The sequence below is a fragment of the Burkholderiaceae bacterium DAT-1 genome (assembly GCA_019084025.1).
Classification (GTDB): domain Bacteria; phylum Pseudomonadota; class Gammaproteobacteria; order Burkholderiales; family Chitinimonadaceae; genus DAT-1.
Genome location: JAHRBI010000004.1, coordinates 167,287 through 187,034 on the forward strand (window position 1 = coordinate 167,287; position 19,748 = coordinate 187,034).

The following is a 19,748-nucleotide window of genomic DNA, read 5'->3' on the forward strand; positions in this document are numbered from 1 at the left end:
CTGCTGCGAAGGGGAGAACCGGCGCTTGATCCGGTTCACACTCTATCCAGCCCTTCGCGGCATGCGGCTTAGTGGAACTGTTCTTCTTCGGTCGAACCGGTCAGCGCGGTCACGGAAGACTTGCCACCCTGAATGACGGTGGTGATGTCGTCGAAGTAACCGGTGCCCACTTCCTGCTGGTGCGACACGAAGGTGTAGCCGCGCTCGCGTGCTGCGAATTCTGGCTCCTGCACCTTTTCCACGTAGGCGGACATGCCGCGTGCCACGTAGTCTTGTGCCAGATCGAACATGTTGTACCACATGTTGTGGATACCAGCCAAAGTGATGAACTGGTACTTGTAGCCCATGGCACCCAGTTCGCGCTGGAACTTGGCGATGGTTGCATCGTCCAAGTTCTTCTTCCAGTTGAAGGACGGCGAGCAGTTGTAGGCCAGCAGCTTACCCGGATGCTTGGCGTGCACGGCTTCGGCGAACTTCTTGGCAAAAGCCAGATCCGGCGTACCGGTTTCGCACCACACCAGATCAGCGTAGTCAGCGTAGGCAATCGCGCGGCTGATGGCTTGCTCCAGACCCTTCTTGGTCTTGTAGAAGCCTTCGGCAGTACGTTCGCCAGTCAGGAACGGCTTGTCGTTTTCGTCATAGTCGCTGGTCAGCAGATCAGCTGCTTCAGCATCGGTACGGGCGATCACCAGAGTCGGCACGCCATAAACGTCGGCAGCCATACGTGCGGCAATCAGCTTTTGCACGGCTTCCTGAGTCGGCACCAGCACCTTGCCGCCCATGTGACCGCACTTCTTCACGGAAGCCAGTTGGTCTTCGAAGTGAACGCCACCGGCACCGGCGCGGATCATGGACTTCATCAGTTCGTAGGCGTTCAGCACACCACCGAAACCGGCTTCAGCATCGGCCACGATCGGCGCGAAGTAATCGACAAAGCCTTGATCGCCACGCTCGACACCCTTGGAGTGCTGAATTTCGTCAGCGCGGGTGAAAGCATTGTTGATGCGTTCCACGACCTTCGGCACCGAATCCACTGGGTACAGGGATTGGTCCGGGTACATGGCGGAGTATTCATTGTTGTCAGCGGCAACTTGCCAGCCGGACAGATAGATGGCCTTCACGCCAGCCTTGACCTGCTGCATGGCCTGACCACCGGTCAGCGCGCCCAGACAGTTCACGTAAGGCTCGTTATTCACCAGATTCCACAGCTTTTCGGCACCACGGCGGGCCAGGCTGTATTCGTTTTGCACCGAACCACGCAGACGTTCGACATCAGCGGCAGTGTAGCCGCGCTTGATGCCCTTCCAGCGGGGATTGGTGTCCCAGTCATGTTGCAGTGCAGCGATACGTTGTTCACGAGTCGACATGAGTGATTACCTCTAGCTTGCTTGGACGATGACCGCCATAGGCGGGTCGATACCGTCGGTGGGGAAGATGCACGGCGCTCTCGAACCTATTGATTCGAAAGTAAGAAGAGGGTGTCCGTACTGGATCCTGACGGACGAGATCCACTGGGTTGCGATCATGGGTACCTTCGCTTGCCAGTCCGTGGTTGCGTGAATCCATTATTCGCCAATTTTGTTTGCGATGCAGCAAAAAATTCAAACAAGCGTACGATTCAAACATTAAATGCGAGAAAGTGTTGTAGTCGTACAACTTTCGCTTACGATTTTTCAATATTTATCTTTTGCAATCATGGTGTTGTGATTGTTGTCCGGTCGGTGAGCGTGAAGGGGGGCTTGAAAGCCTGAAAGACCATCCCCACTTCATGGCAATCGACTAACGGAGGTTGCCATGCAACACGACAGCCAAGCAGATCAAAATATCAACGAAACCAATCTGAATGCCGATGCATCCGCCGCAGCAGATACACCTGAAGCGCAGATTGCAGAACTCGAAGCACGTCTGGCCGAAGCGCAGGCGGCTGTAATGTACGCTCGTGCGGAGGCCGAAAACATCCGTAAGCGTGCTCAGGACGATGTCGCCGCCGCACACAAATACGCAGTGGGCAAGTTCGCCAGCGAATTGCTGATTGTGAAGGATTGCCTGGAAATGGCGCTGAAGGACAACAGCTCCGTCGAAAACATCAAGATGGGCGTGGACATGACCCTGCGCAATCTGGGCAATGCTTTCGAGAAATTCCAGATCAAGGAAATCTCCCCGGCCGCAGGCGAAAAGCTTGATCCGAACAAGCATCAGGCCATGCGTACCGAAGTGGCGGACCAGGAGCCGAATACGGTGGTCAGCGTGATGCAGAAGGGTTATGTGATTGCAGAGCGTGTGTTGCGTCCGGCCATGGTGGTGGTGGCAAAGGCAGCTGAATAAAGCCTGATATTGCCACTTGAAACGTTAAAACGTATCCCCACTTTCAAGTCAAGGTTAATTGAAGCAGCTGGTGTAAGACTGGCTGGATCAGCAAGAAAACAGTAAAGGAATAGAGATCATGGGCAAGATTATCGGTATTGACCTGGGTACAACCAACAGCTGCGTGGCCGTGCTGGAAGGCGGAAACGTGAAGGTGATCGAGAACGCCGAAGGCGCTCGCACCACCCCGTCCATCATTGCATACACCGACGACGAAATTCTGGTTGGCGCACCGGCCAAGCGTCAGGCTGTGACCAATCCGAAGAACACCCTGTACGCAGTGAAGCGCCTGATCGGCCGCAAGTTCGAAGAGAAGGAAGTGCAGAAGGACATCGATCTGATGCCTTACGCCATCTCCAAGGCTGACAACGGCGATGCATGGGTAGAAGTGCGCGGCAAGAAGATGGCCCCGCCGCAAATCTCTGCAGAGGTGCTGCGCAAGATGAAGAAGACTGCCGAAGACTATCTCGGCGAAGAAGTGACCGAAGCCGTGATTACCGTACCGGCCTACTTCAATGACAGCCAGCGTCAAGCCACCAAGGATGCAGGCCGCATCGCTGGTCTGGAAGTGAAGCGTATCATCAACGAACCGACCGCTGCTGCTCTGGCCTTCGGCATGGACAAGCAAGAGAAGGGTGACCGCAAGATCGCCGTGTACGATCTGGGCGGTGGTACCTTCGATATCTCCATCATCGAAATCGCCGATGTCGATGGCGACATGCAGTTCGAAGTGCTGGCCACCAACGGTGACACCTTCCTGGGTGGTGAAGACTTCGACCAGCGTCTGATCGACTACATCGTGACCGAATTCAAGAAGGAGCAGGGCGTCGATCTGAAGAACGACGTGATGGCTCTGCAACGTCTGAAGGAAGCCGCTGAAAAGGCCAAGATCGAGCTGTCCTCCAGCCAGCAGACCGAAATCAATCTGCCATACGTGACCATGGATGCAACCGGTCCGAAGCATCTGGCCATGAAGATTACCCGCGCCAAGTTTGAAAGCCTGGTGGATGATCTGGTCGAGCGTTCCATCGAGCCGTGCCGCATCGCCATCAAGGATGCAGGCCTCAAGGTCAGCGATATCGATGATGTGATTCTGGTCGGCGGTCAGACCCGTATGCCGAAGGTCATCGACAAGGTGAAGGAATTCTTCGGCAAGGATCCGCGTCGTGACGTGAATCCGGACGAAGCCGTGGCCGTGGGCGCTGCGATTCAGGGTTCTGTGCTGTCGGGCGATCGTACCGACGTGCTGCTGCTGGACGTGTCGCCGCTGTCGCTGGGTATCGAAACCATGGGCGGTGTGATGACCAAGCTGATCCAGAAGAACACCACGATTCCGACCAAGGCATCGCAAGTGTTCTCGACCGCCGAAGACAACCAGAGCGCCGTGACCATTCACGTGCTGCAAGGCGAGCGTGAGCGTGCATCGGCCAACAAGAGCCTGGGCCAGTTCAATCTGGAAGGCATCCCGACTGCACCGCGCGGCACCCCGCAGATCGAAGTTGAATTCAACATCGATGCCAACGGTATCCTGCACGTGTCTGCCAAGGACAAGGCAACCGGCAAGGCTAACAACATCACCATCAAGGCGAACTCGGGTCTCTCCGAAGAAGAAATCCAGCGCATGGTGAAGGATGCTGAAGCCAATGCCGAAGAAGACAAGAAGCTGACCGAACTGGTGAATGCCCGCAATCAGCTGGAAGGCCTGATCCACTCGGTGAAGAAGACTGTATCCGAGCATGGCGACAAGGTGACTGCCGACGAAAAGGCCGCCATCGAAAAGGCACTGGTCGATGCTGAAAGCGTCGTAAAGAGCGAAGACAAGGCCGAGATCGAAGCCAAGTCCGAAGCCCTGATGTCCGCCTCGCACAAGCTGGCTGAAAAGCTGTACGCCGAACAGGGTGCAGCAGGCGCAGCCGGTGGCGCGCACGAAGCCGCAGGCGCCAAGGATGACGGCAATGTGGTGGATGCCGAGTTCACCGAGGTGAAGGACGAGAAGAAGTAATTCTCCCGGCCAGACAGGCGCAGCGCTGCCATGCCTTTGAGCATGGCCTCGCCTGCGCCTTTTTGCCTTAAGGAACAGAAATGGCAAAGAAAGATTTTTACGAGATTCTCGGTGTCAATCGCGATGCAAGCGATGAGGACATCAAGAAGGCGTATCGCAAGCTGGCGATGAAGTATCACCCGGACCGCAATCCGGATAGCAAGGATGCCGAAGACAAATTCAAGGAGGCCAAGGAGGCCTACGAGATTCTGTCAGATAGCCAGAAGCGCGCTGCATACGATCAGTACGGCCACGCAGGCGTGGATCCGCAGGCCGGCATGGGCGGTGGTCAGGGTTTTGGTGGCTTTGGCGATGCGTTTGGCGATATTTTTGGCGACATCTTCGGTGGTGGCGGTCGTGGTGGCCAGCGTTCCAATGTGTATCGCGGCTCCGATCTGCGCTACAACCTGGAAATTTCGCTGGAAGAAGCAGCGCGCGGTACCGAAAAGCAGATCCGCATCCCCACGCATGAAGAATGCGATACCTGTCATGGTACGGGCGCCAAGCCAGGTACCGAACCCAAGACCTGTGGCACCTGTCATGGTCAGGGCCAAGTGCGTGTCAGCATGGGCCCGTTTGCGATGGCACAGACCTGCCCGACCTGTCACGGCAAGGGCAAGGTCATCAGCGATCCATGCCGCCCGTGTAACGGCCAGGGACGCGTCAAAACCAACAAGACGCTGTCGGTGAAGATTCCGGCTGGCGTGGACGAAGGCGATCGCATCCGTCTGTCTGGCGAAGGCGAGCACGGCACCAATGGTGGTCCGGCAGGTGACCTGTATGTGGTCATGCACATCAAGGCGCACACGGTATTCGAGCGGGAAGGCAACGATCTGCATTGCGAAATGCCGATTAGCTTTGCCACGGCGGCACTCGGTGGCGAGATCAAGATCCCGACACTGGATGGTGCAGCCTCGCTGAAGATTCCGGCCGAGACACAATCCGGTCAGGTCTTCCGCCTGCGTGGCAAGGGGATCAAGGGAGTCCGCAGCGCGGTCACTGGCGATCTGATGTGTCATGTGGTGGTGGAAACGCCGGTGAAGCTCACCGAGCGCCAAAAGGAACTGCTGCGCGAGTTTGAAAACATCAGTCAGGAAGATGATGCTAAGCACAATCCGCGCGCCAAGTCCTTTATGGACAAGGTGAAGGACTTCTTTAGCTAATCAGCCGGCTGATGAGTAAGTAAAATACCCCGCAAGCAGTATATGCGGGGTATTTTCATTTGATGCGCATGAAAAAATGCCCTGATCAGAGATCAGGGCATTTGGCATCTACGAGATCAATTCGCAGCGGATTACGCGCGCTTCTTGAATTCGTTGGTGCGGGTGTCGATTTCGATCTTGTCGCCGATTTCCACGAAAGCAGCAACTGGCAGTTCGTAACCGGTACCCACCAGACGGGCAGGCTTCATCACCTTGCCGGAGGTATCGCCACGCACGGCTGGCTCAGTGTATTCCACTTCGCGCACGATGGTGGTCGGCAGTTCCACGGAGATGGCGCGGCCTTCGTAGAAGGTCACGTCGCACACGTCTTCCATACCGTCGATCAGGTAGTTCAGTGTGTCGCCCATATTGTCGGCTTCCACTTCGTACTGATTAAATTCGGTGTCCATGAACACGTACATCGGATCAGCGAAGTAGGAATAGGTGCATTCGCGGCGGTCGAGCACGACAACGTCGAACTTTTCGTCAGCCTTGTACACGGCTTCGGAAGCAGCGCCAGTCAGCAGATTCTTCATCTTCATCTTGACGACAGCTGCATTGCGGCCGGACTTGTTGTATTCGGTCTTCTGGATCACCAGCGGCTGGCCATCCATCATGGCGACGTTGCCGGAGCGCAGTTCTTGTGCGGTCTTCATACTTGAATTCCCTGCAGGAAAATGGGTAAGCGGTTGATAAAACGCAGCATTATAACTTGGAGCGGACAAAGTCCGCCAGATTGCCAGCAAGGTTTCCGATCTGCGCGAGCATGTCTGCCCAGTTTTGTGCAGCATCCGACAGGGCGGATTGATGCGCAAGCATCTGATTCCATGCAGTTCCTGCCTGGCTGGCATCCCCTATGTTCCACGCATGGATAAAGGCTTGCCAGTCTGAAAATGCGGCATCCGCCATGAATGGATAGAGGTGGCGAAGCAAGGAATCCAGTTTGTCGAGATGGGCAAGATCCTCGGTTGGATAGATATGCCAGACAAATGGAAGTGCAGCCCACTGTGCGCGGACGCAGGAATCCTCTCCGCGCACAAAGTTGATATCGCAACCCCACAGCACGCGGTCATACTCGGTTTGCGGCAGAAAGGGCAGGAAGTGCAGTGTCAGTGCCCCGGTCGTGATTGCATCTCCGGGCGAGTATGCGCCGCCAATCGCATGATTGACTGCGTGCCGCGCTTTGCCATCCGCCACTAAGACCGTTGCACCTGATCCTGCAGCGAGGGTCGTCAGCCAGGCGGGCAGAGCAGGATTTTCATAGCAGAAAAGCGATATCAGAAGATCATTTCGCCCCTGCAGCCACGCGTTACGCCAGTGCTGTCTGTCATCACAGTTAAATCGGTTGCGGCGATCTATCAGATCGCCCTCGCAGATCAATCCGCCCGTTTTGCTGGTAAATCCGGGGAAGAAGAAATACTGCGTCAGTGGAAAGCGCGGATGGCGCGAGGGCAGGCCGTGGCAGCCCTCCACCCAGTCTTCTGCTGACAGATATTCAAGATTGATCCACACCGGCGGGGTAGGGCGGGCGGCCATGCGGGCAAGCAGGCTATCCGGTAAGCCGCATGCGAAAGCCTCTATCACCACATCGCCACAGTCAGTCCAGTGGGTGCGCTGGTCATGCCAGTGCTCGATGGTGATCCCTTGCAGGGACTGTCGTGGTGCTAGGGGATCAATGTCCGGTTCCAGCACCTGAAAGCTCGCGAGGTCATCTACAAACAGGCGAATAGAGAACCCGAATTCGCGCTGCAATTGCCGTGCGAGCCGCCACGTCACGCCGATGTCGCCAAAATTATCGACAACCCGGCAAAAAATATCCCAGTTCTGTTTCATCGGACTATCTTAACGTGAGGTGAAGCGGGTGTGTGCTGGATCAATAAAATTGTAGTTTAACTACGAAATAATGGCAGAAGATGTGCAGTTGTATGTACAATGAGCTACGAGATACCTGAGTGTGGCGCATGATTTGCGACACCGAATGCGAATAACAAGAGAGGACATCACCATGCAGCGCAGTACCAAGATTGTTGCGACCCTTGGCCCATCTTCCACCGATGCAGCCGTGCTGGAGAAACTCATTCTGGCGGGTGTCAATGTGGTTCGCCTGAATTTCTCGCATGGCAAGCCGGATGATCATATTGGCCGTGCCGAACTGGTGCGCGAGATTGCCGCCAAGTTCAATCATCCTGTCGCCATCATGGTTGACCTGCAAGGGCCGAAAATTCGGGTCGGTAAGTTTGCCGAGGGCAAAGTGACGCTGGTCAATGGCGCCAACTTTGTCCTCGATGCCGCCTGCGAAATGGGTGATGCCACCCGTGTCGGGCTGGATTACAAGGAGCTGCCGAACGATGTCGAACCGGGCGCGGTGTTGCTGCTGGATGATGGCCGCATTGTGCTGACAGTCGATCGCGTGCTGGGACAGGAGATTCATACCAAGGTTAAAGTCGGCGGTGTGCTGAGCAATAACAAGGGGATCAACAGGCAGGGTGGGGGGTTGTCTGCTCCCGCGCTTACCGCCAAGGACATGGAAGATATCAAGGTGGCCGCCAAGCTGGAAGCGGACTATGTCGCCGTGTCATTCCCCAAGAGCGGTGCCGATATGTATATGGCACGCACGCTGCTGGCAGCGGCCGGTAGCAAGGCTGGTGTCATTGCCAAGATCGAGCGTTGCGAGGCCATTACCAATCTCGAAGAGCTGGTAGAAGCATCCGATGGCATCATGGTGGCGCGTGGTGATCTGGCCGTGGAAGTGGGGGATGCGGCCGTACCAGCACTGCAAAAGCGCATGATCCGCATCGCTCGTGAGAAGAACAAGCTCACGATCACCGCCACGCAGATGATGGAGTCGATGATTTCCAGTCCGGTGCCGACCCGAGCCGAAGTCAGTGACGTAGCCAACGCCGTGCTGGATGGAACGGATGCTGTCATGCTGTCTGCCGAAACGGCTGCCGGACAGTATCCGGTGGAAACCGTCGAGGCGATGGCCCGGGTGTGTCTGGAAGCCGAGAAGTCGTCCGATTACCAGCTTGACCGCGATTTTCTAAATCGTGAGTTTTCACGTGTAGATCAGTCGATTGCGATGGCGGCGCTGTTTACTGCCAACCATTTGCGTGTGAAGGCAATCTGTTCGCTGACGCAAACCGGTGCGACTGCCTTGTGGATGAGCCGCGTGAACTGCGGCGTCCCGATTTATGCCCTCACGCCTGAAGTATCCACCTATCGTAAACTGGCGCTTTATCGCGATGTATTTCCGATGATGCTGTCGCATGACTGCAATCAGCGACAGTTAGTGTCTTCTGCCGAAAAAGCACTGGTTAGCAAGGGACTGCTGGAAAGTGGCGACCTGCTGGTGGTCACGGTTGGCGATACCGTTGGTCAGATGGGCAGCACCAACACCATGAAGATTGTGCGGGTTGCATAAAGTAGTCAATTGACTGAAACCCTTACCCGACAATGGCCTGCGCGAGCGGGCCATTTGTTTTTTTGGCGCTGCATCTGCCTGATCTATAACGAAAACGAGCGTTTGACTTTTAATTGTAACGAAGTCCAATTATCATAGCGCGCTTTTCCCGCAATTTTTGAGGAACCCCCATGCGTAGATGGGAAGAACCCAAGAAGCCCAAGGCACGGATCGAAATCATCCCGATGATTGACGTGATGATGTTCCTGCTGGTGTTTTTTGTGCTGCTGAGTCTGAATGTGATTACCGCACGTGGCGTGAAAACCGCGCTGCCGTCGTCGTCTGCCTCGCAGGACTTGAAGACCCAGGACGTGGCCGTGATTTCACTGGGCAAGGACAACGAACTGCAACTGGCTGGCAAGAATATTGCCATGACCGAGCTGGTTCCTAGCCTCAAGGCTATGGAAAAGCCCGGCCGCAAGCTGGTGCTGATCGTGAACGCCGACAAGACCGTTGAATTCCAGCGTGTGATCGATGTCATGGACGAGCTCAAGGGCAACGGCTACGACTCGATTTCCTTCGCCACCAAGAAGAAGTGATGCATGAGCGTAATCTACCGACATCGTGATGCGATCTCCTTCGTGCCTGGCGCGTTGCTCGCGGCTGCGCTGGTGTTTGGCGGTTTCAAAAACGCCACATCGGTCAAGCCCAAGGAGAAAGATCCGGTTCAGGTGGCCCTGATCAATGAACAGGATATTCCGCCGCCACCTCCGCCGGAAGTGAAACAACCCACGCCGCCGCAACCGCAGGAACAACCGCAACCCACGCCGACACCGGAGCCTGTGCGTACCCCTACGCCGACGCCATCGCCGATTGTGGAGCCGATTCCGACACCGGTGCCACAGCCAGCCAAGCCGGTTGAGGCCAAGCCTGTGGAAGCACCTCCACCTGCTCCCGCACCTGCACCCCGTCCGGTTGCAAATGTGAATGCGGGTGACCAGTATGCCGCGACGCTGCGTCAGTATCTGGAGTCGCACAAGCGCATTCCGACTGGCCGCGAATACAGCTCGCTGCGTCCGGAAGGGCGAGTGGAATACTTTGTGGTGCTGGACCGTGAAGGCAATGTGAAGGACATGGGTATTCTGAACAAGCCAGAAGTTGCTGGTGCGACCCTGCTGGTTCAGGCTGCCAAGGATACGATCAAGCGCGCCAAGTTCCCGCCCTTTCCGGCGGATGCGTGGCCCAATGATCAGACCCACCGCTTTGAAGGCGGTATTAACTACACTGCTCCGGCTGAATGATCAGGCCATCCCTGATCCTGAACGAATTTTGAAAACCTGGTGACCGGATGATCCGGTCGAATTGACAGAGAGACTGACATGAACGTCCAACTGCTGCATGATCTTTCCTTCTACGCCATGTATGTGTGCGCCCTGATCGGCGTCATGGTGATCGTTGAACGACTGATCTTTTTCTTCGTAACCATGAAGCATGCCAAAGAGCTGGAAGCGGTGATGCACCATGATGTGCACAGCCTGGCCGATCTGCCGCAAGAGCTGGTGAACCGTGACTCCGTGCCGGTTGAAGTGCTGCGTGAAATGCTGGAAGTAAAGGCCAAGCTGAGCCGTCGCTCCGATCTGGAAGATATGTCCGACGCGATCTACATCGCTATGAAGGCCAAGCTGCATAGCCGTCTGTGGATTCTGGATACCATCGTGACCGCTGCACCTCTGCTGGGTCTGCTGGGTACGATTCTGGGTATTATCGACACCTTCAAGGTGCTGGCCGCCAACGGCGTGTCTGACACCGCAGGCGTGTCGCAAGGGATTGGTACCGCCCTGTTTGCCACTGCACTGGGTATTGCGATTGCGCTGTTCGGTCTGGTGTTTTTCAACCACTTCCAGGAACGCATCGACCGCATCAACGATCACATCAAGATTCTGTTGCTGCGCGCCGGTATCGGTACTGAGTTCAAGTAAGCCATACTTCTGCGCGGGGCGAGTCCCGTTGCACGAATATGATCTGGAAATGCCCGGCTTGTCCGGGCATTTTGCTTGGGGAAACGGCTACAATCATGGCTTATCCGGAGGAGACACGATATGAGCCTGACCCTGTATACCTATTTTCGATCATCCGCTGCCTGGCGCGTCCGTATTGCCTTGGCCCACAAAGGCCTGTCTTGGGAGGCTGTGCCGGTTCATTTGCTGAAAGACGGCGGCCAGCAGCATGGTGATGCATATAAGTCACTGAATCCACAAGGCTTGGTGCCGGCTCTGGTGACAGAAGCGGGTGATGTGCTGTCGCAGTCACTGGCCATTATCGAGTATCTGGACGAAGCGTACCCGGCGCAGGCTTTGCTGCCTACCGATCCGGTCGCGCGAGCCAAGGTGCGTTCGCTGGCCTTGCAGATTGCAGCCGATATTCACCCTATCAACAACCTGCGCGTGCTGCAGTATTTGAAGCGCGAACTTAGCGCATCGCAAGAACAGGTCGACGCCTGGATCCGTCACTGGGTGGATACCGGATTTGCCACGCTGGAAACGCAGTTGCTTGCTGCAGGTGCAACAAAGTATTGCTACGGTGATCAGCCAAGCTTGGCTGATGCCTGTCTGGTGCCACAGGTATTTAATGCCAGACGCTTTGGTGTGGATATGAGCAAATATCCGGTGATTAGTGCGATTGACGCACATTTGATGACATTGCCTGCCTTTGCAGAGACACAGCCTGCTCGGCAGTCTGATGCCGAATAAAGTGTTCACATCTGGCAAAATGTACTCGTGCAATGCACAAAAAATTGTCACAGGGTATTAGCACAGTTGTAACAATCTGATAGCATGCTTCGTTTTTCCGATTTTCGACAAATTTTGAGAGTGCGAAGCATGCAATTTCGACTGAAACCCGTGGCGCTGATCATTGCAGCGCTGGCCGCCCCCGTGTTTGCGGCTGACGAGACAACCAAGATCGGTGACGTGAACGTTCAGGGCGAAGGCTCTCTGGGCGGTGGCCTGATGGTCAAGGAAGATGCGCCGAAGTCGCGCACCACTGTGACCAAAGAAGCCATTGAAAAGAAGACCCCGACACAGAATCCGTTCCAGCTGCTGAATGGTCAGCCAGGCGTGAACGCGTTCTCGCAAGATCCGAGCGGCCTGTTTGGTGGCTCCATGACTGTACGCGGCCTGAGCTCCGCACAGATGGGCTTTACCGTGAACGGTGCGCCGGTGAATGACTCTGGCAACTTCAATGTCTATCCGCAAGAGTACGTGGATGGCGAAAACCTGGAAGAAATCTTCCTGACCCAGGGCGCCACCGATGCAGAAGCACCGCACATTGGTGCTACCGGCGGTAACATCGGTATCAATAGCCAGTTCCCATCCAGCAAATTCCGCGTGAAGGCTGTACAGACCATGGGTTCCTTTGGTCTGAGCAAGTCCTTTATCCGTCTGGATACCGGCAAGCTGGGCCCGACATCGTCGTACATCTCCTACTCACATGCTGAGAGCAACAAATTCCGCGGCGAAGGTAGCGCAAAGCGCGATCACGTCGATGGCATGACCCTGATCAATCTGGGTGGCGGTAGCCGTCTGTCGGCCAGCATTGTGTACAACAAGGCCATCAACCACTTCTTCCGTTCGCTGACGCAAGCCCAGTTTGCGCAGTACGGCATGACCTACGACTATGACACCACCTTCCCGGGTCGCACTGCGAAGCCGGGCGTGGCTGACAATGAGTCTAGCCTGAAGAATTACTACCAGCTGGCACAAAATCCGTTCGAGAACTATGTTGCTACCGCTAAGGGCAACTTCCAGCTGAACAACTTCACCCGTCTGGATATCGAACCGTACTTCTGGTACGGCTATGGCGGTGGCGCATCGGGTCAGACCGTTGCTGAAAGCACCGTGGGCAAGGATCTGAATGGCGATAAGGACACCAAGGATACCGTCTTGGTATTCAGCAGCACGCTGACCAAGACCTATCGTCCGGGTACAACCGTCAAGGTGAATCTGGATCTGGGTGCTCACCGTGTGGTGGCTGGTCTGTGGTACGAACGTGCCCGTCACTTCCAGACTAATCCGCAAGGTCTGGTGGGTGCTGATGGCAAGCCGGTGGATGTCTGGACACGTGACAACAACGTGACCTACGCCGATGGCCGCCAGTACAACTTCTCGCGTGACTGGATCACCATCACCGAAGTGAAGCAGCCGTTTGTGCAAGATACCTGGAACGTGAATGACCGCCTGCAATTGCAAGGCGCCCTGAAGTATCAGGACATTCAGCGTGATGGTACCAACGCACCGTCGAACAACACCCCGACCGCGTTCACCATTACCAAGAAGTGGTCCGATACCCTGCCGCAACTGAGCGCACGTTACCAACTGGATGACGAATCGCAAGTGTTCGGTAGCGTGGTGAAGAACTTCCGCGCACCAGCCAACTTCGTGCTGTTCGACACTCAGCGTCTGGGTGGTGCCGATCTGCAGCCGGAAACCAACATCAGCAGCGAACTGGGCTACCGCCTGCAAGCTGAAGATGCCAACTTCACTGCAACCTTCTTCCACTACGATTTCAAGAACCGTCAGGTTTCCCGTACCGATCCGGATAACGTGACCCGTACCTACAATGCTGGCAAGGTACAAGGCAACGGTCTGGAGCTGGAAGCGGCTACCAAGCCGGTGAATGGCTGGTCTGCATACGGTTCCGCAGCCTTCCAGGAAATCAAGCTGAAGGACAACTTCTCGACCTTCGCGTGTGCCAAGACCACCTGTACCAAGCCGACCGACATTACTGATATCAGCAAAATTCTGCTTGCCGGTTATGCACAGGTTGATCTGCCAACTGCAGGCAACTACATGGTTGACGCACCGCGCGTGATGGCTTCCCTGGGCGTGAACTGGGAACAAGGCCCGCTGGCGATTGGTGTGGCTGGCAAGTTTACCGGTCGTCGTTATGCCGATCTGATGAATACCGAAGTGGCACCGTCGTTCACCACCGTTTCGCTGAACGCACGCTACAAAGTGGGCAATTTCAGCGTGCTGAAGAACGTGGGCGTGACCTTCAATGCTGAAAACCTCGGCAACGAACACTACCTCGGTCAGATGAACACGGGTGTGACATCGACAAACTACACCGATGCCAAGGGTGTGGTGGTGAAGGGCAATGCCGCTTCCTACTACATCGGCGCACCGCGCTCGTTCAGCGTGAGCGTACGCGGCGAGTTCTAATTCGGTTACAACCTCTCAGGGCTGAGTGGACTAATGGGCTGACCTTCGGGTCAGCCCTTTTTCTTGTCCGTCCAGCAGTGGAAGATACTATTCATCCTCGCCGTATTCCCCGGCACCATAACCTGTCAGGCCCAGCAAAAGTCGAACCAGTTGATAGGCAATCCATGCCTTAACGCGACGCCAGCCACGGTGCATGGCGATACCTTCGGCATTGATATGCACGCTGTCGCAATAGCAGTGCTGGAGAATGTCATCTTCCAGTTCGCGCGCCAGGGCCCCGTGCTGAATCAGTACATTGGCTTCGCGTGCGGTCAGCAAGCTGAATGGATCGATGTTCGATGAGCCTACGGTAAGCCATTGCCGGTCAAATACGGCAGCTTTGGCATGCATGAGTCCAGCCTTGTACTCGAAAACCTGAATGCCTGACGAGCATAACTCGGGATACAAAAAGCGTGCAGCATGGAATATCAGCGCGTGATCGACCCTGCCTTGCAACAGGATAGTAACTGTCACGCCTCGTTGTGCTGCATCCTGCAAGGCGCGCCTGAATGAGCGCCCGGGCAGAAAATAGGCATTGGCAAGGGTAACTGCATGTCGTGCGTGCCGAATTCGCTGCAGGTAGGCGTGTTCGATATCCCGGCGATGACGCACGTTATCCCGGATCAGGAGAGAGGCGGGAACGTGGCCACAGGCCGCCGGTTGTGCGGGTGGGCGAGAGGCTGGCGGGTAGCTCAGTGCTTGAACATACCGTGTGCGTTGCCACTGTTGAGCCGAGCGCTGGCGGATCTCTGCGACAAGTGGCCCCCGAATCTGCACTGCGTAGTCATACCGTGGTGGCCATTCCGGACGATCCAGATCATCAATTATATTGATGCCACCTACAAACGCAGTCAGACCGTCAATGCAGACAATTTTCCGGTGCAGGCGCCGCAAACGCTGTCTGGATACCGACAGTCGCGAAATTTCTGGGCGGAAAAACAGTAATTCAATGCCTTGATGCCGCAAGTGTTCGCGAAAAGCGTCTGATAAGGCTGCTGAGCCAAATCCGTCCAGTAATGCGTGTACACGCACGCCGCGATGCGCGGCCAGAATGAGTGCATCGGTGATGCTCTGACCAGTGCTATCTTCCTGGAAAATATAGGTTTCCAGAAAAATTTCATGACGCGCAAGCGCAATAGCCGACAGCAGTGCCGGAAAGTATTCGGTTCCGGATTTCAGTAGCGTAATGTGATTGCCCGCCGTCAGGGTCATGGCTCATGGATTTCGAATGATGGCACTCAAAGGTATGTGATCCGATAAGCTAGACCACGGACGTCCAGTATGCACCTGTGCACTTTCGACGGCCACCCCGCGCGTGTAGATTCGATCCAGATTCAATACAGGCAGGCGCGCCGGAAAACTGGCGGCCACGCGGCCGTGTAAATACCGGTAGGCATCAGTTAATCCTGCGCCATGCAAGAGCGGCGTGCAGGCCTCCGCTTTCCAGTCGTTGAAATCGCCAGCCACAATCAGCGGCTCATGTTCATCGATATGATCGCCAATAAAGGCGGTGAGGAGTTCGAGTTGTTTGCGGCGGTCTGCGGCTCGTAAATTGAGATGAACACACACGGCGTGCAGCGGCGTGTCCCAGCAGGGAATGTCCAGCGATGCATATAGCAGGCCGCGTCGTTCAAAGCGGTTCAGGCTGATATCGACATTGTCCCAAAACATGATGCGATAGCGCGAAAGCAGGGCATTGCCGTGATGACCCGATCGATATTCTGCATTGCGCCCATAGATGCTATGGTGGTCTGCTGCCAGAAACTCATGTTGTGGTGCGTCGGGCCAGTCGGCATGCTGCCGGGCACGTGTGCGATGCTCGCCCTGTACTTCCTGCAGGAAGATCAGATCTGCATCCAGTTCATGAATAGCGGCGCGAATGGCAGGCAGGCAATGCTCGCGATTAAGCGGCGACATACCCTTGTGGATGTTCATGGTCGCCAGCGTCAGATGCCTGCTCATGGTTCAGCCCTATGCGTGACCTGCTACGGGATGATGAATATCGAATCGTTTGGCCATGTCCGGCAGCATTCTGAGTGCTTCCGCGTTTGACGGCGAAAATACCTTTTCAGCAGCCAGTGCATAGGGCAGCCATTGGTGAGCCTGATGTTCACGCGGACTGAGCACTGGCGTCAATTGTTCCGGTACCAGGAGGCCAAACACATGTTCCGTGTTTTCGGTTACGCCGGGGGCATAGCGGTGCCGCCAGACCTCGTAGATCTCCCAGCGGTTCTCGATGCCCCAATCCTGTAGCTGATATTGCGTTGCATCGATCCCCGTTTCTTCCTGCACTTCCCGAATGGCGGTCTGACGCAGTGATTCATCCGGGTCGATACTGCCGGTGACAGATTGCCAGGCATCGCGATAGTCGGTGCGCTCAATAATCAACGCATCCAGTTCAGGCGTATAGATCACAACCAGTACGGAAACAGGAATCTTGAACGGTTTCATGTGCATGAACGAAAGGAAAGTCTAGGCAAGTGTAGCATTGTCATGGCATCGCTTCATCGGAAGGTATCGAATGTCAGCTTGATGATCAGTGCAACCACCAGTCCGATGAACAACAAGCGGATGATACGTGTGCCACCCTTGAGTGCCAGCCGGGTACCCACCATTGCGCCCCCCATATTGGCCACAGCCATCGGAATGGCAAACTGGTACAACACATGCCCTGCTGGCATAAAGATAATCAGCGCGGCGAGATTGGTGGCTAGATTGACGATTTTAGCGGCACTGGTTGCGCGCAGAAAATCAAATCCGAAAAAGCGAATGAACAGAAAAATCAGGAAACTGCCGGTACCGGGGCCAAAGAAGCCATCGTAAAAGCCAATGGCGCCGCCAATTGAAAGCGCAATCAGCATCTCTTTGCGTCCAATGTGCTGCGGGCGGTGCAAGGCGCCAAAGTCTTTCTTGTGCATTGTGTACAGCAGCATCACGACAAGCAGGCCAAGAACCAGTGGCCGCATCCAGTCTTTGGGAACGCGTCCGGCTATTTCTGCGCCGCCCAGAGAAAAGACAAAGGCGGTGATGGCGGTGGCTATGACCAGTCGCCACGCCATATCCACCTTGCGTGCGTATCGCCATCCGGCAAGTGCTGTACCGAAGACCGATGAGAACTTATTGGTACCCAGCAGGGTGGCTGGCAACTGATTGGGTAAGGTGGCAAACAGGCCGGGAACCTGAATGAGCCCCCCTCCGCCTACCGCCGCGTCAATCAGTCCTGCAGAAAAGGAAAAGGCAATCAGGAGAAGGGTGTCGTTCATGAGGTAGCGGTGAGGTGCGCTCACCGCTACAGCGTTCACTGTCAGGCAGTCGAGCGTGTCATGTCGATAATATGGCTAATCTGGCGACCCACATGGGTGCGCAGACGATCTGTGCTCATCGTGTTGGCGCTGTTCAGGCAGTCGAATTCCAGTCGGTGCATGATGCACAGAACAAGTTCGGCGTCGATTTCTGCCTGTGCAGCGTCGGTCGACAATGGGCGCAGAATACTGGCGATACTGCTGACCAGACGGGCGCGATGCGCTTCCGCCTTGACTCTGAGGGCAGGTTCAAGTCGGTAAAGGTACAGGAAATTCAGCTCGACTGCGATACCTGTGGGGTGCTCAATCGTAATTGAGGTCAGGAAATCGGTCAGGATATCGGTAAAGTTGAGCTTAATTGCCGTACGAACTGACTCGTCATTGAACTGCTGCGGAGCGTATTGGGCCAGATAGTCTGCCATGGCCTTGAACACTCGCTCATGATCAGACTCCACTTGCGCGGTGAAGTGATCAAATGCCTGTTCAATCAGATCGGTCAGGCTCTTGAAAAAGTAGGTTGTCAGGGATAGCGGGACATCGGCTTCGGCAGCGATGACGCGATGGGTAACATTGTGCAGGCCAAGCTTAGCAATCGATACAAGTGCCGCGTCCAGAATGGTTTGGCGGGACTTTTCCCCTTTGGCTCGACGGCGTCGGACTGGCTTCGCGGTAACATGCTCGACCGGGACTTCAATAACAGACGGTTCCACTGTGTGTGCTCACTTCTGGGTAGCTTGAAAAGGCAGGTTGTGCTGTACTGTGTGACTTTAAAAAGTCAAGTTGAATTAAGGGCTCTTATCGGCCATCTTTTTTCGTTTGCCTGTTCAACCCATGCCTGGAGACAACTGTGTCCGGGAGGGTGTCCCTGTTGCGCTTTTTGCAAGTTTCCTTGCGCGCATTGTTTCGTTCACCTATGGTGCCGCCGGGACAAATATAGTGTTTTGTTATATTTTGTTTTTTACGAGCAATATATTAAAAGTTCTGCGCTGTTTTGCGCAAGTCCTCTGTTAGGTGCCGAAGATCGGAATGGCTGACGAGCGGTCTGTCAGCATGATAGAATTCAAAGGTTTTCCATGGTTTGGAAGATGATCAGTGGATTTGTGCAGGGAGACGTATCGTGCCAATTTTTGATTATCAATGCAGCGCTTGCGGTCATCGTGACGAAGTGTTGCAGAAGCTGTCGGATGCGCCCCTCAGCGTCTGTCCCGCCTGTGGCAAGGATGCATATGCAAAATGCCTGTCTGCAGCAGGGTTCCAGCTGAAAGGTTCGGGCTGGTATGCTACTGACTTTAAGGGTGGCTCGACTGCATCGTCCGCCCCTGAGCCTGCTCCGGCTGCGGCGCATGCATGTGGTACTGGTGGCTGTGGCGGGTGTGCGTAGTTCCGACTGAATGACAACGGCCGACTGTGGCAAAATCGCCAAAAGTTGGCCTCACCGGACGTGATGCAACGATGAGAAGATACTTTGTAACGGGTTTACTGATCTGGGTTCCGCTGGGTATTACGCTGTGGGTGATTAGTACACTTGTTCGCACCATGGATAGCATTCTGGTGCTGCTTCCACCGCAATTCCGTCCGGCAGAGTATCTGGGTCTGCATATCCCCGGTCTGGGTGTGGTGTTTGTCCTGCTGGTGGTACTGCTGACAGGTTTGCTGACGGCTAACATCCTTGGGCAGCGTCTGGTGCGATTTTGGGAAGAAGTCCTGAATCGAATTCCAGTCGTGAAATCCATCTACGGTAGCGTCAAGCAGGTGTCGGATACGGTGTTGTCTGATTCTGGTCAGGCATTCCGTAAAGCCCTTCTGGTGCGTTTTCCGCATCAGGATGTGTGGACGGTGGCGTTTCTGACGGGTAGTCCTGCGGCGGAAATTGCGCAGCATCTTGATGCTGAATACGTATCCGTCTATGTGCCGACGACGCCAAATCCGACCTCCGGCTATTTCATGATTGTGCGTCGGAGCGATACCATCGAACTGGAAATCAGTGTCGATGAGGCATTGAAGTACGTGATTTCAATGGGCGTGGTGGCACCAAAGCCATCGAGCCCGGCTAATGCAGTCACACCTGAAAAGTGTGTTAACTGCTGACATTGAATTTGCGCGATGTCCTGCATGCGGGTTGATTGAAGCGTGCGCGACATCGCTTTTGGTTTTGAACAATACATAGAATCTTCACAGGGT

19 protein-coding genes are annotated in these 19,748 nt (G+C 55.3%); 11 read left to right on the top strand and 8 right to left on the bottom strand.

Annotated elements, in window-relative coordinates:
- Positions 1-68: 68 nt before the first annotated feature.
- Positions 69-1,367 carry an isocitrate lyase gene (gene aceA / locus KSF73_09365; GenBank protein MBV1775923.1) on the bottom strand — a complete coding sequence of 433 codons (1,299 nt, stop codon included), beginning with the start codon at positions 1,365-1,367 and terminating at the stop codon, positions 69-71.
- A gap of 427 nt (positions 1,368-1,794) precedes the next feature.
- Between aceA and grpE the strand changes: the two genes are divergently transcribed.
- From grpE to dnaJ, 3 genes are all read left to right on the top strand, one after another.
- A complete protein-coding gene (gene grpE, locus KSF73_09370; protein MBV1775924.1) occupies positions 1,795-2,325 on the top strand; it encodes a nucleotide exchange factor GrpE in 531 nt (176 codons plus the stop codon).
- A gap of 118 nt (positions 2,326-2,443) precedes the next feature.
- Positions 2,444-4,366 (top strand): molecular chaperone DnaK, encoded by a 1,923-nt coding sequence (gene dnaK / locus KSF73_09375; GenBank protein ID MBV1775925.1) that lies wholly within the window; start codon positions 2,444-2,446, stop codon positions 4,364-4,366.
- Positions 4,367-4,446: 80 nt separating this feature from the next.
- Complete coding sequence (gene dnaJ, locus KSF73_09380) at positions 4,447-5,568, top strand: molecular chaperone DnaJ (protein ID MBV1775926.1); 1,122 nt, start codon at positions 4,447-4,449, stop codon at positions 5,566-5,568.
- 131 nt (positions 5,569-5,699) lie between these two features.
- On the opposite strand, the gene efp is transcribed toward dnaJ, so the two are convergent.
- Together efp and earP are read right to left on the bottom strand one after the other, a co-directional pair.
- The gene (gene efp / locus KSF73_09385) at positions 5,700-6,263 is read right to left on the bottom strand and encodes an elongation factor P (GenBank protein MBV1775927.1); all 564 of its coding nucleotides are present in this window, start codon (positions 6,261-6,263) and stop codon (positions 5,700-5,702) included.
- Positions 6,264-6,312: 49 nt separating this feature from the next.
- Complete coding sequence (gene earP / locus KSF73_09390) at positions 6,313-7,440, bottom strand: elongation factor P maturation arginine rhamnosyltransferase EarP (GenBank protein ID MBV1775928.1); 1,128 nt, start codon at positions 7,438-7,440, stop codon at positions 6,313-6,315.
- A gap of 172 nt (positions 7,441-7,612) precedes the next feature.
- Between earP and pyk the strand changes: the two genes are divergently transcribed.
- The 6 genes from pyk (at position 7,613) to KSF73_09420 (ending at position 14,226) form a co-directional block, all read left to right on the top strand.
- Positions 7,613-9,028 (top strand): pyruvate kinase, encoded by a 1,416-nt coding sequence (pyk, locus tag KSF73_09395; GenBank protein MBV1775929.1) that lies wholly within the window; start codon positions 7,613-7,615, stop codon positions 9,026-9,028.
- 170 nt (positions 9,029-9,198) lie between these two features.
- Positions 9,199-9,606, top strand: a complete 408-nt coding sequence (locus tag KSF73_09400; GenBank protein ID MBV1775930.1) for a biopolymer transporter ExbD — start codon at positions 9,199-9,201, stop codon at positions 9,604-9,606.
- A 3-nt stretch (positions 9,607-9,609) separates the two neighbouring features.
- Positions 9,610-10,308, top strand: a complete 699-nt coding sequence (locus KSF73_09405; GenBank protein MBV1775931.1) for an energy transducer TonB — start codon at positions 9,610-9,612, stop codon at positions 10,306-10,308.
- Between the two features lie 78 nt (positions 10,309-10,386).
- Positions 10,387-10,986, top strand: a complete 600-nt coding sequence (locus tag KSF73_09410; protein MBV1775932.1) for a MotA/TolQ/ExbB proton channel family protein — start codon at positions 10,387-10,389, stop codon at positions 10,984-10,986.
- Between the two features lie 126 nt (positions 10,987-11,112).
- On the top strand, positions 11,113-11,757 hold the full coding sequence (gene maiA, locus KSF73_09415) for a maleylacetoacetate isomerase (GenBank protein ID MBV1775933.1): 645 nt from the start codon (positions 11,113-11,115) through the stop codon (positions 11,755-11,757).
- A 129-nt stretch (positions 11,758-11,886) separates the two neighbouring features.
- Entirely contained in the window at positions 11,887-14,226 is a 2,340-nt protein-coding gene (locus KSF73_09420; protein ID MBV1775934.1) for a TonB-dependent receptor, read from the top strand.
- A gap of 87 nt (positions 14,227-14,313) precedes the next feature.
- Here KSF73_09420 and clsB read toward each other — a convergent pair whose 3' ends face one another.
- Genes clsB through KSF73_09445 form a run of 5 tightly spaced genes read right to left on the bottom strand, consistent with a single transcriptional unit; the run spans position 14,314 to position 18,277 of the window.
- Positions 14,314-15,477: a cardiolipin synthase ClsB gene (gene clsB / locus KSF73_09425; GenBank protein ID MBV1775935.1), complete on the bottom strand. Its 1,164-nt coding sequence runs from the start codon at positions 15,475-15,477 to the stop codon at positions 14,314-14,316.
- A 3-nt stretch (positions 15,478-15,480) separates the two neighbouring features.
- Positions 15,481-16,227 (bottom strand): endonuclease/exonuclease/phosphatase family protein, encoded by a 747-nt coding sequence (locus tag KSF73_09430; protein MBV1775936.1) that lies wholly within the window; start codon positions 16,225-16,227, stop codon positions 15,481-15,483.
- Between the two features lie 9 nt (positions 16,228-16,236).
- Positions 16,237-16,716: a dihydroneopterin triphosphate diphosphatase gene (gene nudB, locus KSF73_09435; GenBank protein ID MBV1775937.1), complete on the bottom strand. Its 480-nt coding sequence runs from the start codon at positions 16,714-16,716 to the stop codon at positions 16,237-16,239.
- Between the two features lie 53 nt (positions 16,717-16,769).
- The gene (locus tag KSF73_09440) at positions 16,770-17,528 is read right to left on the bottom strand and encodes a TSUP family transporter (GenBank protein ID MBV1775938.1); all 759 of its coding nucleotides are present in this window, start codon (positions 17,526-17,528) and stop codon (positions 16,770-16,772) included.
- A 41-nt stretch (positions 17,529-17,569) separates the two neighbouring features.
- Positions 17,570-18,277 carry a hypothetical protein gene (locus tag KSF73_09445; GenBank protein ID MBV1775939.1) on the bottom strand — a complete coding sequence of 236 codons (708 nt, stop codon included), beginning with the start codon at positions 18,275-18,277 and terminating at the stop codon, positions 17,570-17,572.
- Positions 18,278-18,684: 407 nt separating this feature from the next.
- Here KSF73_09445 and KSF73_09450 point away from each other — a divergent pair, with 407 nt between their 5' ends.
- Together KSF73_09450 and KSF73_09455 are read left to right on the top strand one after the other, a co-directional pair.
- The gene (locus KSF73_09450) at positions 18,685-18,948 is read left to right on the top strand and encodes a zinc ribbon domain-containing protein (GenBank protein ID MBV1775940.1); all 264 of its coding nucleotides are present in this window, start codon (positions 18,685-18,687) and stop codon (positions 18,946-18,948) included.
- 71 nt (positions 18,949-19,019) lie between these two features.
- Complete coding sequence (locus KSF73_09455; GenBank protein MBV1775941.1) at positions 19,020-19,655, top strand: DUF502 domain-containing protein; 636 nt, start codon at positions 19,020-19,022, stop codon at positions 19,653-19,655.
- Positions 19,656-19,748: the final 93 nt, after the last annotated feature.

Excerpts from the sequence above, each read along its gene's own strand:
- dnaK (MBV1775925.1), top strand. The coding sequence starts at position 2,444 with ATGGGCAAGATTATCGGTATTGACCTGGGTACAACCAACAGCTGCGTG.
- grpE (MBV1775924.1), top strand. The coding sequence starts at position 1,795 with ATGCAACACGACAGCCAAGCAGATCAAAATATCAACGAAACCAATCTG.
- dnaJ (MBV1775926.1), top strand. The coding sequence starts at position 4,447 with ATGGCAAAGAAAGATTTTTACGAGATTCTCGGTGTCAATCGCGATGCA.
- efp (MBV1775927.1), bottom strand. The coding sequence starts at position 6,263 with ATGAAGACCGCACAAGAACTGCGCTCCGGCAACGTCGCCATGATGGAT.
- KSF73_09440 (MBV1775938.1), bottom strand. The coding sequence starts at position 17,528 with ATGAACGACACCCTTCTCCTGATTGCCTTTTCCTTTTCTGCAGGACTG.
- KSF73_09410 (MBV1775932.1), top strand. The coding sequence starts at position 10,387 with ATGAACGTCCAACTGCTGCATGATCTTTCCTTCTACGCCATGTATGTG.
- earP (MBV1775928.1), bottom strand. The coding sequence starts at position 7,440 with ATGAAACAGAACTGGGATATTTTTTGCCGGGTTGTCGATAATTTTGGC.
- nudB (MBV1775937.1), bottom strand. The coding sequence starts at position 16,716 with ATGAAACCGTTCAAGATTCCTGTTTCCGTACTGGTTGTGATCTATACG.
- KSF73_09455 (MBV1775941.1), top strand. The coding sequence starts at position 19,020 with ATGAGAAGATACTTTGTAACGGGTTTACTGATCTGGGTTCCGCTGGGT.
- KSF73_09400 (MBV1775930.1), top strand. The coding sequence starts at position 9,199 with ATGCGTAGATGGGAAGAACCCAAGAAGCCCAAGGCACGGATCGAAATC.
- KSF73_09420 (MBV1775934.1), top strand. The coding sequence starts at position 11,887 with ATGCAATTTCGACTGAAACCCGTGGCGCTGATCATTGCAGCGCTGGCC.
- KSF73_09405 (MBV1775931.1), top strand. The coding sequence starts at position 9,610 with ATGAGCGTAATCTACCGACATCGTGATGCGATCTCCTTCGTGCCTGGC.
- aceA (MBV1775923.1), bottom strand. The coding sequence starts at position 1,367 with ATGTCGACTCGTGAACAACGTATCGCTGCACTGCAACATGACTGGGAC.
- KSF73_09430 (MBV1775936.1), bottom strand. The coding sequence starts at position 16,227 with ATGAGCAGGCATCTGACGCTGGCGACCATGAACATCCACAAGGGTATG.
- clsB (MBV1775935.1), bottom strand. The coding sequence starts at position 15,477 with ATGACCCTGACGGCGGGCAATCACATTACGCTACTGAAATCCGGAACC.
- pyk (MBV1775929.1), top strand. The coding sequence starts at position 7,613 with ATGCAGCGCAGTACCAAGATTGTTGCGACCCTTGGCCCATCTTCCACC.